Below are 16,927 nucleotides of genomic sequence, written 5' to 3'. Positions count from 1 at the left end.
TTATTCAAATTCGATAAGAAGATCTCCCGATTCGATCGGTTCATTATTTCCTACATACACGCCTTTAATTTTTCCATCAAATGGCGCCTGTACGGTCGTTTCCATCTTCATTGCTTCCGTAATCATGAGCTGGTCGCCTTTAGTCACTTCATCTCCCTCTTTTACAGAGGTTTTCAGCACAGTTCCAGGCATCGTCGCTCCGATTTGGTTAGGATTTGATTTGTCTACTTTCGGACGCACGCTGGCATCCACTTTAGCGTTTTTATCCTTCACAACTACTTCACGGGATTGTCCGTTCAATTCAAAATACACGTTTCTATGACCCGTTTCATCCGGCTCTGATACAGAGATGAGCTTCACGATCAGCGTCTTTCCTTTTTCAATTTCCACTTCCACTGTCTCTCCGAGCTCCAGCCCGTAGAAAAATGTCGGTGTATCCAGCACAGACACATCACTGAAGCTTTGACGGAACTGTTCAAACTCCATGTATACTTTTGGATACATCGCGTAGGAAATCATATCATGGCTCGTCACTGGCCGGTCGAGTGTATTAAAGAGCTCTTCTTCAATAGCTTTAAAGTCGACCGGTTCGAGGTTTTCACCCGGACGGTTCGTAATAGGAGTACGGTCCTTCAAAATAATTTTTTGAAGTTTTTCCGGGAAGCCCTGGTGCGGCTGTCCTAAATACCCCTGGAAGAATTCCACTACGGAGTCCGGGAAATCGAGGTTCTGGCCGTTATCGTACACGTCTTCTTCTGTCAGATCGTTTTGGACCATATACAGTGCCATATCCCCGACAATTTTCGACGATGGTGTTACTTTTACAACATCTCCAAACATATCATTCACGCGGCGGTACATTTTTTTCACTTCACGCCAGCGGTCGCCAAGGCCTACCGCTTTAGCCTGCTGCTGCAGATTGCTGTACTGACCGCCTGGCATTTCGTGTTCATATACCTCAGGTGCAGGCGAACGCATACCGCTTTCAAATCCCTGGTAGTATTCACGGGTCGTATCCCAGAAATCACTGAGCTCCTGCAGGGCGCCAACATCAATCTTCGGCTGGCGCTTATTTCCGGACAGGGCATAGTACAGACCGTCTGCGCTTGGCTGGGAAGTAAGACCTGCCATGGAGCTTTCAGCCACATCCACAATATCCACTCCTGCTTCAACGGCGCGGGCATATGTGAAAATACCATTGCCGCTCGTGTCATGCGTATGCAGGTGAACTGGGATGGAAATCGAATCTTTTAGTTCAGAGACAAGCTGGTACGCGGCTTCCGGCTTTAACAGGCCTGCCATATCCTTGATGCCCAGAATGTGGGCGCCAGCGTTTTCAAGCTCTTTTGCAAGATTCTTATAGTATTTCAGGTCATATTTTTCCCGTTTCGGATCGAGAATATCCCCTGTATAACACATAGCTGCCTCAGCAATTTTGTTTGTCTGGCGCACTTCATCAATCGTAAGCGTCATGCCTTTCAGCCAGTTAAGAGAATCAAAGATACGGAACACATCGATACCGGCATGTGCTGATTTATGAACAAATTCTTTAATCAGGTTATCCGGATAGTTTTTGTATCCGACAGCGTTTGACGAGCGGAAAAGCATCTGCAGAAGCGTGTTCGGCATACGCTCACGAAGTTCAATCAGCCGGGTCCACGGATCTTCATGCAGAAAACGCATGGCCACATCAAAGGTGGCTCCGCCCCACATCTCCGAGGAGAATAAGTTAGGGAGCATCCGGGAGGTCGGCTCTGCGATACGCTTCAGATCGTCGCTTCGGACCCTGGTAGCAAGCAGCGACTGGTGGGCGTCGCGGAACGTGGTATCGGTCAAAAGCACTTCGTTCTGCTCCTTCACCCAGTTCGCAAGCCCCTCCGGTCCCTGTTCATCGAGAATCTGCTTCGTTCCTCTCGGTATCGGTTTTTTCTTATCGATCTTTGGCACTACCGGCTTGTTGAGCGTCGGCTTTGGTGTATTTTCAAGCCCTGGGTACCCGTTTACAATTGTCTCACCGATAAATGTGAGCATTTTCGTGCCCCGGTCCTGACGCACCGGGAATACAAACAGCTCCGGACTCGAATCAATAAAGGAGGTGTCATAGGTCCCGTTGATGAACTTATCGTGCTGGACGACATTTTCCAGAAACGGAATGTTTGTACGAATACCCCGGATCCGGAATTCCCGCAGGTTCCGGAGCATTTTTTCAGAAGCTCCTTCAAACGTACGTGCCCATGTGGATACCTTCACGAGCAGCGAATCGTAATACGGGGAAATGATCGCGCCCTGGAAACCGTTACCAGCGTCCAGTCTCACCCCAAAGCCGCCGCTTGAACGGTAAGCCATGATGCGTCCGGTATCCGGCATGAAATCATTCGCAGGATCCTCCGTGGTCACCCGGGACTGAATAGCATATCCGAACGTTTTAATATCCTTTTGCTCCGGAATATCTATGGAGTCGTCGTGCAGCGTGCCTCCATCAGCAATTTTCAGCTGGGACTGAACGATGTCCACGCCGGTAATCATTTCTGTGATGGTGTGCTCCACCTGAACACGCGGGTTCACTTCAATGAAGAAGAACTCACCCTTATCGTTTACGAGAAACTCTACCGTACCCGCGTTCACATATTCAATATTTTTAGCGAGTTGAACAGCTGCATCGCAAATACGTTCCCGCAGCGACTCATCGAGCGCAATACTCGGTGCTACCTCCACTACCTTCTGGTGACGGCGCTGAATGGAGCAGTCCCGCTCGTATAAATGTATAACGTTTCCTGCTTTATCACCGAGCACCTGTACTTCGATGTGCTTTGGATTTTCCACGAATTTTTCAACGTAAACAATGTCGTTGCCAAAAGCAGATTTTGCTTCGGATTTCGCCCGGTCGTAAGCATCCTCCAGGGATTCCGCGTCTCGGACGATACGCATGCCGCGCCCGCCGCCGCCAAGGGAAGCTTTAATCATGATCGGGAAGCCGTGCTTGTCAGTAAAATCTTTTACTTCCTCTACACTGTCTACCGGCCCGTCACTTCCCGGAATAACAGGTAGATCGGCAGCGATAGCTGTTTCTCTTGCTTTAACTTTATCACCGAACATTTCCAGGTGACGGGTCTCAGGCCCAATAAAGGTGATGCCCTCTTCATCACACCTTCTGGCAAAATCAATATTTTCAGAAAGAAAACCGTAGCCTGGATGTATAGCATCGACACCATTCTCTTTTGCCGTACGGATAATATCTTCAATATCCAGGTATGCATCGATCGGCTTCTGTCCTTCGCCAACTAAGTATGCTTCATCTGCTTTATAACGGTGAAAGGCACCTACATCTTCATTGGAATAAATAGCCACGGTGCGTATATGTAATTCGGTGCACGCCCGAAATATGCGTATAGCAATTTCACCGCGGTTTGCTACTAATACCTTTTTAATATTCTCTAGACCGTTCATCCTTCTCCTCCTCTTATCTAATGCATCTCCTGCAGGATGTATCTATCTTATCCCGATAGGTTCAATCAGAATTATCTTCAATAACTGATAATTCTAAATATAAATCATCATACGCAAGAACCAGGCCATCTGTCAAAGTAATATTCTCATTTTTTAAAAATTTATGCCTATTTTGATTACGGGCGGGATCCTGCGTAACGTTTCTTTACCCTGTTTTTCATCCGCATAAAACTTTTAATTAAAAATATAGCTGTTTGTAAAAAAACCAAGCTATTCAATTAGAATAGCTTGGCTCATCCACCGACTGTTGCTTCATGAAAAGCAGCAAGTTTCCGTTCGAGTTCAGAAAGAATTTGTTTACCGGTATGTTCGTCGATGAGATTCAAACGAATGGCAAAATCAATTTCTCTTGAAAGGCCAAACATTTGTGTATCAAGCACCTCTTCGTAAAGCGGGCATTGAGGCATTGTCAGGTTGTCCATCTGTACTTCAATAAGTTTTCTAATTTTCTCAGCATCTGCTTTTAATAAAGCATACGCTTTCTCACTATGTTCTGTTGCTGCCCTCATGCTCAAGGCAATCCCTCCTACAAGCTGACTCCTTCTTTTCATCTTATCTGTTCATTAAAAAAAAAGCAAGATGGTTTGCGTATAAAATCTTGATTCTTCAGACTATATGCCATAACCTCCGGGGGCAGCAATAGCTTCTGCTTTTTCTCTATTACCCGGTTGTGGTAGCATAAAAACCAGTTCCTATCAGCAGTTATTAAATTGGAGGAGTTCCTCATGAATTTCATTGTAATGATTCAGGGAAATGTTCATTTCCCAATCACTCTCGATCCTACTACCTGGATCTTTGACGACCGTAAAATTGATCTCGATACGTATTTTGATGCCGATCCCTCCGCTGAAGAACAGCCTTCCACAGAAGCTGATCATACAGCCAGAAGATTTGCAAGAGACCGCGAGGAAGGATCAAATGCTCCAGATCCGGATCCTGGCCGGGGACGCACCAATAAGGTACGCAATAAAAAAGAAGCTATCATTAATGGCTCATTTGGCATCAGATTTGAGCCGTTTTTGGAGAACGCCGAACCGAAAGAAGATGCCAGCCACGTCGTTGTGGAAACTGAAGCACAAACTCATCTCGTCTCTCTCGAGGAAGCGAAAAATTTTATCGTAGCCTTTTCCCATAAAGGAAGCCCGTTGAAAGAAGACGGACCGGTCCATATTTATTACGGCGACGGATCCAATAAAGCCGATCCTATTCGGCACGTGACAGGGTTCCGGGTAAAATAATCAGAAACGACAGCTGGAGCAGCCCCAGCTGTCGTTTCTTTATAATATATCTGCTGCAAGCTGGGCAAGGCCGGAGCGTTCCCCTTTTTCCAGTTTTACATGCCCGCTGATTCCCTGGTTTTTAAACATTTCAACCACATAAGCGAGTCCATTGTTCAGTTCATCAAGATACGGATGGTCGATCTGGGCCGGGTCGCCGAGAAAAACAATTTTACTGCCTTCCCCCACCCTTGTCAGTATCGTTTTTACTTCATGCTTTGTCAGGTTTTGGGCTTCATCAATAATAATATACTGATCCGGAATGCTCCGCCCGCGGATATAAGTTAAAGCTTCCACTTGTATTGACCCCATTCCGGCGAGAATGGAATCGAGCTCTCCGGGCTTCTTGGCATTAAATAAATACTCCAGGTTATCGTAGATAGGCTGCATCCAGGGACGCAGCTTTTCATCCTTTTCTCCCGGAAGATACCCTATATCCTTCCCAAGCGGTACGACAGGCCTTGCCACCAAAAGCTTATGGTAACGTTCCATATCTTCAATCTGCAGCAAACCGGCCGCTAGAGTTAACAGGGTTTTTCCAGTTCCTGCCCGTCCGGTTAACGTCACAAGCGGGATGTCTTCTCTGAGCAGCAGCTCAAGCGCCATCTTCTGTTCGACATTTTTCGGCCGGATGCCCCACACATGGTCGATATCGGAAGTAAACTTGCGAATTCTTTTTCCGGATTCATCAACTTTTGCAAGAGCCGAAGAGCTGCTCAGGGCATCTCTTAAAATGAGAAATTCATGAGGGCAGAAGCCTTCTTCCGAAACTTCTTCAGAGGCCAGTGAGCCTTCCTCGAAAAAAGCGTCAAGCAGCGGCCTGTCCACCGTCAGCGTCTGATGCCCTTTGTAAATATTGTCATATTGAGTGACACGGTCATTCAGAAAGTCTTCGGCCGTTATGCCGAGTGCATCTGCTTTCACACGCACAAGAGCATCTTTGCTGATAATGACAACATGGTAATCTCCCATCAGCTCGTATTCGTCCTTTAAATTTTGAGCCACTGCCAAAATTCGGTTGTCATTGGTTACCTCGATAAAGGTATCTTTCATGCTTTCATACGAACGGTGATTCAGTTCCACACGCAGTGTGCCTCCTGAACCAAGAGGAACTCCTTCATGCAGTCTGCCCTTTCCACGGAAGCGGTCCAAAATTCTTGCTGTTTCTCTCGCATTCCTTCCAAGTTCATCCATTAATCGCTTTTTGGAATCAATTTCTTCCAATACTACAGCTGGAATTACGACATGATGTTCATCAAACTGATAAATTGCCTGGGGATCCTGGAGCAGTACGTTCGTATCTAAAACGTAAATTTTTTTCATATAAGGTGCTTCCCCCTATCTTATCTCTATCGGGATATTATATTCCTTTTATGTTCCTCATAGCTTCAAGTACTTTATTGTCTAACTCTTCCGCCGCTTCCGGGTCATATGTCTTTTCAAACACCGGTCCGCGGAGCATTTTTGATCCATAGAACATTACGTCCTTCACTTCCACAACATCCACTTCTATAAGCGCAAGTGGAAAAGAAATTCCACTTACTTCGGTTGTTAAAATTTTTCCTTTACCTGCAATGGAATACGTAGTGCCTCCGCCGATGACAGTCATTGCCATGCCAGGTGTCTCCCGCAGATTTTTCACAGCAGACGCCCGGGCATCAACAGCAAACCGGAGAATCCTCGGAGAAGCTGCATAAACCCATGAAACAGCGTGAACATCCGGGGTGGAACTTTTTGGTTCGATAGTAGAAACCGTCACATATTGTTCCTGCTTTAATAAATGGACGATTTCTTCGGGTAGTTCGTCAAATACTCGACTAGCCATATGTATCCCCCCCTTATATGTATAATAGTACCATTTTGATCAGAAAATTTGTCCATTCTTTTTAGGATTTCTCCGTTTATTTTTTTCTGTTTCATTCATCTAAGGCTCGTTCTGTTCTCAAAGCAGCGCCCGTGTTATACTTGATGCATATCTTTTGGCTGAGCAAAGCAGAGGTGAAACGAAATGATGCGCGTAAAGTGCGTAATATGCGATGAAATTCATAAATTGGACGATGAAAATCCGGAAGCAAAAAAAATTCGGAACCGGCCGATTCACACGTATATGTGCCCCGAATGCCATGAACGCATTACTAACCGGACGAATGAGCGAAAGGCTACCGGCCATTTCCATCTGTACCGGGATCCGGTAAAAAATAACAACTGGTAATAGCGGTATCATACAGCTCCACCGCTTTTCAATTAAATGTTTTCTATAATAAAAATTCCGGCTGCAGTAAAAACTGCAGCCGGAATTTTTATTATTTGGAAACGCTCTGGCGTTTTTCTTCGCGCTCGCGCTCGCCTTTTTGGAGAATTTTCTTTCTGAGGCGGATAGAATCCGGAGTAACTTCGCAGTACTCATCTGCGTTTAAATACTCAAGAGCTTCTTCAAGTGTTAGAATCCGTGGTCGTTTCATCGTTACGGTCTGATCTTTGTTAGCTGAACGCACGTTTGTCTGCTGCTTCGCTTTTGTAACGTTTACAGCCAAATCATTTTCCCGGCTGTGCTCGCCGACAATCATGCCTTCGTAAATTTCAGTACCCGGTTCAACAAACATTGTACCGCGGTCTTCAAGCTGCATCATACTGTAAGGAGTCGCTTTTCCATTTTCCATGGAAACGAGCACTCCCTGACGGCGGCCACCAATCTGTTCTTTAATATACGGACGATATTCTTCAAACGTATGGTTCAGGATGCCGTAACCTTTAGTCTGGGATAGGAATTCGTTCGTATATCCAACCAGACCACGGGATGGAATCATGAAATCGATCCGGACCTGGCCATCGCCTTTATTGACCATGTTTTCCATTTCGCCTTTACGCTCACCGAGAGACTCCATAACCGCTCCGGTATAGTCTTCCGGCACATCAACCTGAAGACGCTCATACGGTTCACAGAGTACACCGTCCACTTCTTTAACGATTACCTGCGGCTTGGATACCTGGAGCTCAAAATCCTCGCGGCGCAGGTTTTCAATTAAGATGGATAAGTGAAGCTCACCGCGTCCGGAAATCAACCATGCGTCCGGGCTGTCCGTCTGCTCGACCCTTAGACTTACGTCGGTTTCGAGCTGCGTAAGCAGCCGCTCTTCAATTTTACGGCTCGTAATTTTAGAGCCTTCGCGTCCGGCAAACGGACTGTTGTTCACAAGAATGGTCATTTGAAGTGTCGGTTCGTCAATACGGAGTACCGGCAGTGCTTCCTGATGATCGACCGGGCATATTGTTTCTCCGACCATGATATCTTCCACTCCGGAAATAGCTACGAGATCTCCTGCCTTGGCTTCGCTGATTTCTTCTTTTTTCAGACCGAAGAAACCAAACATTTTGGAAATCCGGAACTTTTTCACCGTACCGTCAAGCTTGACCAGCGCGGCATGATCACCTGTCCGGAGTGTCCCGCGGAACACTCTTCCTACGCCAATTCTTCCAAGGTAGTCATTATAATCAAGCATCGCTATCTGGAACTGGAACGGCTCATCGCTGTTATCAAAAGGAACCGGCACGTTGTCTGAAATCATGCGGAAAATAACATCCATGTTCTCGTCCTGTTGTTCAGGATCTTCACTGGCTGTTCCGTTAATAGCAGAAGCATAAACAACTGGAAAATCGATTTGGTCTTCGTTAGCTCCAAGCTCGATAAACAGGTCCAGCACTTCATCCACAACTTCTGACGGACGGGCCATATCGCGGTCGATTTTGTTTACTACTACCACCGGGGTTAAGTTCTGCTCCAGTGCTTTTTTCAAAACAAAACGCGTCTGCGGCATGCAGCCCTCGTAGGCGTCTACAACAAGCAGTACGCCATCCACCATTTTCATGATGCGTTCTACTTCCCCGCCAAAATCCGCGTGGCCGGGAGTATCAAGAATATTGATACGCGTATCATGGTATTTCACCGCTGTGTTTTTGGCCAGAATTGTAATGCCGCGTTCTTTTTCAATATCGTTTGTGTCCATTGCCCGCTCGTCTACCTGTTCATTTTCCCGAAACGTCCCTGATTGACGAAGAAGCTGGTCGACGAGGGTTGTTTTCCCGTGGTCAACGTGGGCAATAATCGCGATATTGCGAATATCTTTGCGTAAAACTGTCACTATAAATCTCTCCTATTCTCTTGCTGCAATCATAACAAACCCTGGCGCTCGACGAGATCGTCTTCCATAAAGCCAGGGTTCTCATTGCCATTTTTATCTGAGTTCCTACCATTTACATTTTACATTGTCAGTATAACATATGACGGGTTTCATTGAAGAAACGCCGACTGGCAAGTTACCATCACAGACACTACTTTCTTCAATATAACATAAACCATTCCTGAATCAAAGCCGGCTGTACTTATTTGAGTTTTCTTTCCAAAGCCGATAAAATAATAACAGTATTATTTTAAAGGAAGAAGGGACTCTATGACAAAACTACAGTGGTTATACCTGCTGCTTGCAGCGTTAGCTATTTTTGGCATCGCCTCTATTGGGATTGCTATAGCCGAAGCTTCCATTATTATTGCTGTTATATCCATCGCTGTAACGTGCTCAGCCTTTTATTTTGCCAGAAAGCTGAAAGCAAATTCTGCATCGTAGCCAAAAATCAGTACGGGGGATCAGCTGTTAAGCATCCCCCGTATTTTTTCCTGCAGACCCGGACGGCCCGCCAGGTACGGGCCTTTTTCAAGCATTGACGGCCGCTGGTTATCGATCGTCGAAATATCCGCCCCAACTTCCCTTAACAACACTTCTGCCCCGGCAAAATCCCACGGTGCAAGCCACAGGTTCACATAGGAATCAAGACGCCCGCATGCTACATAGCAAAGTTCAATTGCAGCAGAGCCATAGGCCCTGGTGCTTCTTGATTCATCCACAATATTACGCATCTGTCTGGCATAAGGAATTTTTTCGTTTTTAATCCATCTGGCGTTAATACCTACAATTGATTCATTTAATTCTGCCGGCTTCAGCTTTGGCAGCTTGACATCGTTGCGGTATGCACCTCTTCCTTCCAGTGCGGTAAACCATTCGTCTGCCATGACATCATAGACAATGCCCACTTTGCCGATGCCATTTTCAAAAACAGCCAGGGATACAGCAAAATTAAACTGCTGATGTACAAAATTCGTCGTTCCATCGATTGGATCTATAATCCAGATAATATCATCGGTATCCATAATATCCGCTCCGGCTTCTTCTTCTCCTAAAATACGATGACCAGGGTATTCCTCCATGATCTTTTTTGTTAAAAGCCGCTCAATTTTGAAATCCATTTCTGTGACTAAATCATTTGGATTCGATTTTGTTTCTATAATTAAGCTTTCCTCCAGGGAAGCGCGAAGCAGCTCCCCGGCTTCCTGTATCCATTGTACAGCCTTCTGCTGCATTGCTGACCAATTCTCTTCCATTATAATCCTCTCCGCTTCTTCCTTATGTATATGAGTTTATGTTCCCTCAATACAGCAAATTTATGCACCAATTTCTTCATAAAAAAGCCCGGACTGCTGTAACGCAGCCCGGACCTTCTTACTTTATATTATACTTCCAGCCGAATCCACTCCTGGCGTAATTGCTCTAAGCGGTATTTGCTGGCATGAATGGATGTTAAATCTTCTTCTGCCATGGCGTCATGAAGGGTTACCAGTTCATAATCAATTTCTAAGCGCAGTACCGGGATTCGTTCTTCTGCATCTCTACGTTTAAACGCCTGAATTACTTGTTCCAAGTTTCCCACACCCCTTAATGGAATAATAATGTTTCGAGCTGAAAGTTAACGACGCTGGCAATTCTTCTCAGAATGTTCAGAAAATATAAGATACAGAACTATCTCTATTGTTCAGAAATTATATTCTGTAACAGTCTCTCCTTACTGTGTTTCCTGTGTATCTAACGATATACTGGCAACGCTTGAGTAATCGTTATTCTTTAAGGATTATTGGAATTATAAAACCTTTTTACCGGAAACGCAAGAAAAACACACAAAAATTTTCAGTATTTTTAAATAATTGCGTTTTCTCCATGATTCAATTGGTTGCCGGAGGCCCAGATTTTCAGTATGCTTGATGACAGACCAATTGAAAAAGGAGCAGTCATTACATGAACAGACAGCATTTCACCAAAAATGATTTTTCTATTATGCAGGCAGAAGGTCTTGAAAACCGCATGACTCAAATCCGGAACGACATTCAACCAGTTTTTTCCCGCCTGGCAGAACCTCTAGCTGAAGATCTTTCCACAGATACGGGCGAAGAATTGTTTACTCATATTGCAAAACATGCCAGACGTTCTGTGCATCCTCCGGAGAGCACCTGGTTCGGTATTGCCCCGGATAAAAGAGGCTACAAAAAGCATACTCATTTCCAGGTCGGACTTTTTGATGACCATTTATTCGCCTGGCTGACTCACATGTACGAAGTACCGGAAAAAGCGGATATCGGGGAAAAGTATCTCGACCGCCTCTCTCAGCTTACTTCCCTTCCGGACGACTATAAAATTTCCCCGGACCATACGAAACCGGACGCATTCTTTATTCATGAAAATAAGGATAAGGTCATTCACACCCTTGAGCGTGTAAGGGATGTAAAAAAAGCAGAACTTCTGATTGGCCGTCAGTTTGATGCAGAAACGGCTGCTTCCTGGAACGAAGATGAAACGTACGATTATATTTATAGTACATTCAGGGAACTCCTTCCTTTATATCAGCTGTCATTGCAGACAGTATAAAAATGCCGGACGCTCTATTCTGAGCGCCCGGTCATATTAATTTTTTCCCCTGCTTCTGCTTTTTTTGCCGCCTGCACCGTTTTCCAGCAATTCACTTCAGCATCCTCATCAAACTGGCGGAACATCTGCTTTTCCTCGCTTTTACTCGGAACGATTTCTTTAAATTTCCCATACAGTCCTAAAATATCCTCCCGGGGCACAGCTTTACCGTGTGCTGTTTCAATCACTTGAAAAAACGTGGTCACATCGATAATTTCCTGTGTAGTCCACTCCATGGAGATGGGTATATTAACATTTTCTTTCATCGCTGCTTCCCCCTTCGGTAATATTCTAGCAAATCCCGGCCGGAACGTCTCACAAAGTTATTTATTGACGGCAGGAAATCTGCTATAATTTGAATGTTTTTGAACGCATTGGAGGGACACATATGAACAGACAGCAGCTTACTCCGATATTCACTAAATTAAAAGAGCATATCCAGGCGCAGCCCGTGCCTTTCCACATCCCCGGGCACAAAAACGGCACTGGAATGGATGAAGAGTTTCGTGAATTTATCGGCAGTAATATATTAAATATGGACTTAATTAATATCGAACCGCTTGATGATCTGCATCACCCTTCCGGTGTTATTGATGAAGCACAGAAGCTTGCCGCAGAAGCCTTTGGTGCCGACTATACCTTTTTTTCTGTTCAGGGAACAAGTGGTGCCATTATGACGATGATCTTATCTGTTTGTGCTCCGGGAGACAAAATTCTCGTTCCGAGAAATGTGCACAAATCGATTATGAATGCGATCATTTTTTCAGGAGCCGTCCCGGTATTTATGTATCCGGCGCTCGATGAAGAGTTCGGTATTTCGCACGGTATTACACCTTTAACAGCACAGCATGCTCTCGACAGGCATCCTGATGCGAAAGCTCTGCTTGTGATTAACCCGACATATTTCGGTTTTTCCTCCGACCTGGGTGCCATTGCAGAAACCGCTCACCAGTACGATGTACCAGTCCTGGTCGATGAAGCTCACGGAGTGCACATTCATTTTCACGAAAGCCTTCCTCCTTCAGCCATGGAGGCGGGTGCTGACATGGCTGCTACAAGCGTGCATAAGCTCGGGGGATCAATGACCCAGAGCTCTGTATTAAATGTCCAGGGCCCCCGGGTTTCCATTGCTCACGTCCAGGCGGTCTTCAGCATGCTGACTACAACATCTACGTCGTATCCACTTCTGGCCTCGCTCGACACTGCACGCAGACAGCTTGCATTAAAGGGACACAGGCTGATAGAAAATACGCTTGAACTCGCTGAAGAAGCCAGAGCCTCTATTAATTCCATTAACGGCCTCTACTGTGCGGGCGCTGAAATGCTTGAACAGAACACTGTCACCGCCATGGATCCGACAAAGCTGTTAATTTCTGTTCAACAGCTTGGCATCAATGGCTATGAAGCTGAAAAATGGCTGCGAAAGCATTATCGTATTGAAGTAGAGCTCTCTGATTTGTATAACATTCTATGCATTATCAGCTTTGGCGATACAAAAAAAGAAGCATCGCTTCTTGTACAGGCAATGAAGGATCTCGCCCGGGAGTATTATGCTCCTGAGTCCTACACGGCTCCGGCAGTATTAAAGCTTCCGTCTATCCCGACACTATCCATTGCTCCCCGTGATGCATTCTACGCCGAAAAAGAGACAATTGCACTTTCAGAAAGCGCCGGCCGGATTATCGCAGAATTTATTATGATCTACCCGCCGGGCATCCCGGTGCTTCTTCCAGGCGAAATTATTACCCAGGAAAATTTAACGTACATTCAGGCTAACGCAGCAGCAGGCCTCCCAGTCCAGGGTCCCGAAGACCCTTCTCTTCAAACTGTACGTGTCATCCAGGAGCAAAAGCCGATTCAATAAAAAAAGCAGCCGCGGCTGCTTTTTTTGCTTTTACATATAATGGGGCAGTTTGGCATTAATGAAAGACATAATTTCTTCGAGAAGCCATACTTCTTCTTTTTCCAGCTCCTTCATCTCTGCCTCTCTTGAAACAATAATTCCCCCGGCAAATACTTCATTATCATAAAACGGAAGCATCCAGTGATACATTCCTTCTTCCCTGCAGCAAAACACTGTTCTTTCTATATCTGCCAGAAGCAAAAGACCGTTTTGAATATCCATTTCTTTCGTAAATACCGGATGCACGTCTCCGTCCTGCCATTCAAAATGCGTCCATTTATTAACGTACAGCGAAATCAGGTCTTTATGCGGCCAGTATTTTTGAAATGCATTCATAACATCATGAAGGAAGCCTTCAGGCGTTATGGAATAATCATGGGCAAGACCTACGTGCAGCCTTATTTCATCATATAGTGCAGAATGGTCCATAGATGTTCCCCCTTCGTGTGAATCCTATTCATTTTTAATCAATATAGCATTAATATGGTGCCCATTAAAAATTTTCAACAAAATTCGACATAAAAAGCTTTAATATCAAGCATTTTTCTACTCTTTTTCTATATATTGGGGGTCAATAAAGGAATAGCCTTTTTCATTAAATCCTTCAATAATTGGACCGAGCGCTTCTTTCGTCCATTCCCTGTCATGCATAAGAATATTTGCACCATCCGTTAACAGTTCCGTATTCAGCGTAATATCCGTGAGTGCTTCTGCTTCCTGGTATTCTGCTTCAAAATCATACCCATACGTCCAATTCATTTTTATCATGCCATGTTCTTTGGCATATTCATCACTAAATGAAGTGTTCTGTCCAAACGGGGCACGGAAAAATGCCGGTGTTTCCCCGGTTATTTCTTTTACAAGTTCATCGGTTTCTTTTAATTCTTCAAGCTGCGCCTCTTCTGATAAATCCGGAAGTGAAGCATGGGAAGTCGTATGATTACCTATCGCAAACCCCATGTCGTGTATTTTTTTCAGGGCATTTCTGCCTTTTTCATCTTTCAGAAACATACCATTTACAAAAAAGATGGCAGGCACCTCATTTTCCGCTAAAATATCCGCGATTTTTACAGCATTTCCATCCGGAGCATCATCAAATGTGAGAAGAACTTCATTGCCTTCGCTTTCTTCTGCCTGGATTGTCCAATTTGCTTCATTAACTTTATAGATCAGTTCTTCCTCCTTTGAGACTGATTCTTCTTGCTGCTCCTGCTCCACTTTTTTTTCCTTATTCTGCTCCCCTGTTTCCTCATGAGCAGCAGTATTTGCTTTTTCCTTTTTTTCTGCATCTGCATTGTCTTCTCCTGTATTCGAACAGCCTGCAAGAAGTACGGCCAGCGATGATAATATCAGCATTTTTTTCAACCCCGAGTCCCCCTGTTTAATTATTCCCTTTTATATTTTAGCAAAATTTCTGCAAAGGCAGGGCTAAAAGTCTAAAAAATTTCTATAAAATGTTAATAATAACGTTTGTATGGAAATATTAACGCTGCTTATGGCCCGTAGGTATTTTTTAACAATTATATATGATGCCTTCTGGGTTTGGGGGCCTAGGTTTAGGGTATAGATTATTCATGCGTCCTGGTTGCGTATGAAGTTATGAGTGTTATAATAATCATCGTTGTCATTTATTAAATAGGTATGTACCTGCTTACAGGAATTGCAACTATCCCCTCTTTTGCTGAGTACCGCTGCCTAAAAATCGAATACCCCGCTAAAAGAAAGGTGGAATGTAAAAAGTCATGAGAAAATTAACAAGCGTCTTTTTTGTGACCCTGATAGCGGCGCTTGCGGTAATCATCTGGGGTGTTGTCACGCCAGGAAATTTAAATACAGTGACCGGTGAGATCCAGGGATGGATTGTTACTAATCTCGGATGGTTTTATCTAATTTCCGCAACGTTTTTCGTTATCTTTTGTATTTACTTAGTGTTTAGTCCATACGGGAAAATTCGTTTGGGGAAACCAGACGAACGACCGGAGTACAGTTACTTAACATGGTTTGCGTTTCTATTTACAGCCGGTATGGGGATCGGCCTGGTATACTGGGGCGTTGCTGAGCCGCTTTATCACTATTACGGTGGGCCTGAAGCAGAGGCACAAAGCCAGGCGGCAGCAGCAGACTCTATACGTCTTTCGTTTTTCCACTGGGGTCTTCACCCGTGGGCAGTTTATTCAGTTGTAGCACTCGCACTTGCCTATTTCCAGTTCCGTCATAACGCCCCGGGGATTATCAGCTCGGCGTTCCGGCCGCTTCTCGGCGATCGTGTCGACGGATCGATGGGTACTTTAATCAACTTTATTGCTGTATTCGCTACTATTTTTGGTGTTGCCCAGTCCCTCGGATATGGAGCCACCCAGGTAAACGGCGGGCTGAGTTATATTTTTGAAGGAATCAATCTCAATCTGCCGACACAGCTGATTATTATTCTTATCTTCACTATTATTTATCTTGCATCGGCAACGACCGGCTTAAACAGAGGTATCCGCTATTTAAGCTGGGCAAACATTGCGCTGGCTGCGGTACTTATGCTGTTTGTCCTTTTCGCCGGACCGACGACAAGCATTTTAAACTCTTTCACAAACGGTATTGGAGCCTATATGGAGAACCTGCCGGCCCAGAGCTTTACCACGTATGAATATAGTGGAGACCGGGCATGGCTCGACTCATGGACAATATTCTACTGGGCCTGGTGGATTGCATGGGCACCATTTGTTGGTACCTTTATTGCCCGCGTATCCCGTGGCCGGACGATCCGTGAATTTATTACCGGTGTCCTGCTAGTACCATCGATCTTTTCGTTTGTATGGTTTGCCGTTTTTGCAACAACAGGTATTGCTGAAGACAATGCTCAAAACGGCGGCCTGTACGAGTTAATGACGAGCCAGAGTGATGAAATTGCTCTGTTCGGCCTGCTTGACACCCTTCCTTTCGGAGCGATCACAGGCTTTGTAGCATTACTTTTGATCATGAGCTTTTTCATTACTTCCGCAGACTCGGCTACATTTGTTCTCGGAATGCAAACGACAAACGGAAGCCTGAACCCGCCGGTTTCCATTAAATTCATCTGGGGACTTGTTATTTCCGGTTCTGCAGCGATGTTGCTCGCATCCGGAGGTATTGAGGGTATACAAATTGTCATGACTATTGCGGCCCTGCCGTTTACTATTATCATGATCTTAATGTGTGTATCCTTGTTAAAAGCTCTCCAAACCGACCGCACTATTCTTAATAAAGAACGCAAGCTGCGCCAGGATGATGAAACAGGACTTTCCCGTCGCGAACGCGAACAGCTTCGCAAAGAACAGGAAGAGCTTCAAAAAGACCTGACTGGCAAAGAGTAGCTTGTAAACGAAATAAGAAAACCCCGGCCAGTAGAGTGACCCCATAATATGAGACAGGAAAAAACACCCCCAACGTCGTATGTAGTATTAACGATGATCTGGAGGTGT

General features: G+C 45.0%; 16 protein-coding genes. 6 read left to right on the top strand and 10 right to left on the bottom strand.

The window, feature by feature from the left end; all coding sequences use genetic code 11:
* Both pyc and ACTRXG_RS04955 read right to left on the bottom strand, forming a co-directional pair.
* Entirely contained in the window at positions 1-3,447 is a 3,447-nt protein-coding gene (gene pyc, locus ACTRXG_RS04960) for a pyruvate carboxylase (protein WP_474263829.1), read from the bottom strand.
* A 293-nt stretch (positions 3,448-3,740) separates the two neighbouring features.
* Positions 3,741-4,016 carry an Fpa/YlaN family protein gene (locus ACTRXG_RS04955; RefSeq protein ID WP_094907905.1) on the bottom strand — a complete coding sequence of 92 codons (276 nt, stop codon included), beginning with the start codon at positions 4,014-4,016 and terminating at the stop codon, positions 3,741-3,743.
* A 216-nt stretch (positions 4,017-4,232) separates the two neighbouring features.
* On the opposite strand from ACTRXG_RS04955, the gene ACTRXG_RS04950 reads away from it, so the two are divergent.
* On the top strand, positions 4,233-4,745 hold the full coding sequence (locus ACTRXG_RS04950) for a peptidyl-prolyl cis-trans isomerase (protein WP_474284221.1): 513 nt from the start codon (positions 4,233-4,235) through the stop codon (positions 4,743-4,745).
* 39 nt (positions 4,746-4,784) lie between these two features.
* Here the strand turns inward: ACTRXG_RS04950 and ACTRXG_RS04945 are convergent, their stop codons facing one another.
* Both ACTRXG_RS04945 and ACTRXG_RS04940 read right to left on the bottom strand, forming a co-directional pair.
* Positions 4,785-6,107: a PhoH family protein gene (locus ACTRXG_RS04945; RefSeq protein WP_022792655.1), complete on the bottom strand. Its 1,323-nt coding sequence runs from the start codon at positions 6,105-6,107 to the stop codon at positions 4,785-4,787.
* A 37-nt stretch (positions 6,108-6,144) separates the two neighbouring features.
* Positions 6,145-6,609: a pyridoxamine 5'-phosphate oxidase family protein gene (locus ACTRXG_RS04940; protein WP_474284220.1), complete on the bottom strand. Its 465-nt coding sequence runs from the start codon at positions 6,607-6,609 to the stop codon at positions 6,145-6,147.
* 186 nt (positions 6,610-6,795) lie between these two features.
* On the opposite strand from ACTRXG_RS04940, the gene ACTRXG_RS04935 reads away from it, so the two are divergent.
* Positions 6,796-6,996, top strand: a complete 201-nt coding sequence (locus tag ACTRXG_RS04935; RefSeq protein WP_462865405.1) for a YlaI family protein — start codon at positions 6,796-6,798, stop codon at positions 6,994-6,996.
* Between the two features lie 91 nt (positions 6,997-7,087).
* Here ACTRXG_RS04935 and typA read toward each other — a convergent pair whose 3' ends face one another.
* A complete protein-coding gene (gene typA, locus ACTRXG_RS04930; protein WP_474284219.1) occupies positions 7,088-8,923 on the bottom strand; it encodes a translational GTPase TypA in 1,836 nt (611 codons plus the stop codon).
* A 309-nt stretch (positions 8,924-9,232) separates the two neighbouring features.
* On the opposite strand from typA, the gene ACTRXG_RS04925 reads away from it, so the two are divergent.
* On the top strand, positions 9,233-9,406 hold the full coding sequence (locus tag ACTRXG_RS04925; protein ID WP_474263837.1) for a DUF5325 family protein: 174 nt from the start codon (positions 9,233-9,235) through the stop codon (positions 9,404-9,406).
* Between the two features lie 20 nt (positions 9,407-9,426).
* Here the strand turns inward: ACTRXG_RS04925 and ACTRXG_RS04920 are convergent, their stop codons facing one another.
* A complete protein-coding gene (locus ACTRXG_RS04920; protein WP_474284218.1) occupies positions 9,427-10,218 on the bottom strand; it encodes an inositol monophosphatase family protein in 792 nt (263 codons plus the stop codon).
* 128 nt (positions 10,219-10,346) lie between these two features.
* Complete coding sequence (locus ACTRXG_RS04915) at positions 10,347-10,535, bottom strand: hypothetical protein (RefSeq protein WP_022792649.1); 189 nt, start codon at positions 10,533-10,535, stop codon at positions 10,347-10,349.
* A 371-nt stretch (positions 10,536-10,906) separates the two neighbouring features.
* Between ACTRXG_RS04915 and ACTRXG_RS04910 the strand changes: the two genes are divergently transcribed.
* Positions 10,907-11,533, top strand: coding sequence for a DUF1054 family protein (locus ACTRXG_RS04910; RefSeq protein ID WP_474284217.1), 627 nt, complete (start codon positions 10,907-10,909; stop codon positions 11,531-11,533).
* 14 nt (positions 11,534-11,547) lie between these two features.
* On the opposite strand, the gene ACTRXG_RS04905 is transcribed toward ACTRXG_RS04910, so the two are convergent.
* Entirely contained in the window at positions 11,548-11,838 is a 291-nt protein-coding gene (locus tag ACTRXG_RS04905; RefSeq protein ID WP_474277193.1) for a UPF0223 family protein, read from the bottom strand.
* 122 nt (positions 11,839-11,960) lie between these two features.
* Here ACTRXG_RS04905 and ACTRXG_RS04900 point away from each other — a divergent pair, with 122 nt between their 5' ends.
* Positions 11,961-13,436, top strand: coding sequence for an aminotransferase class I/II-fold pyridoxal phosphate-dependent enzyme (locus ACTRXG_RS04900; protein WP_474277191.1), 1,476 nt, complete (start codon positions 11,961-11,963; stop codon positions 13,434-13,436).
* A gap of 30 nt (positions 13,437-13,466) precedes the next feature.
* Here ACTRXG_RS04900 and ACTRXG_RS04895 read toward each other — a convergent pair whose 3' ends face one another.
* Together ACTRXG_RS04895 and ACTRXG_RS04890 are read right to left on the bottom strand one after the other, a co-directional pair.
* Positions 13,467-13,904 carry a hypothetical protein gene (locus ACTRXG_RS04895; RefSeq protein ID WP_474263847.1) on the bottom strand — a complete coding sequence of 146 codons (438 nt, stop codon included), beginning with the start codon at positions 13,902-13,904 and terminating at the stop codon, positions 13,467-13,469.
* A gap of 117 nt (positions 13,905-14,021) precedes the next feature.
* The gene (locus ACTRXG_RS04890; RefSeq protein ID WP_474284298.1) at positions 14,022-14,831 is read right to left on the bottom strand and encodes a polysaccharide deacetylase family protein; all 810 of its coding nucleotides are present in this window, start codon (positions 14,829-14,831) and stop codon (positions 14,022-14,024) included.
* 386 nt (positions 14,832-15,217) lie between these two features.
* On the opposite strand from ACTRXG_RS04890, the gene ACTRXG_RS04885 reads away from it, so the two are divergent.
* The gene (locus tag ACTRXG_RS04885; protein ID WP_474263849.1) at positions 15,218-16,819 is read left to right on the top strand and encodes a glycine betaine uptake BCCT transporter; all 1,602 of its coding nucleotides are present in this window, start codon (positions 15,218-15,220) and stop codon (positions 16,817-16,819) included.
* The last annotated feature ends 108 nt before the right edge of the window (positions 16,820-16,927 follow it).

This window comes from Marinococcus sp. LNSP9103-4 (genome assembly GCF_056034345.1).
The sequence above is the reverse complement of the archived record's forward strand: the minus strand, read 5'-3'. Positions and strand labels throughout refer to the sequence as shown.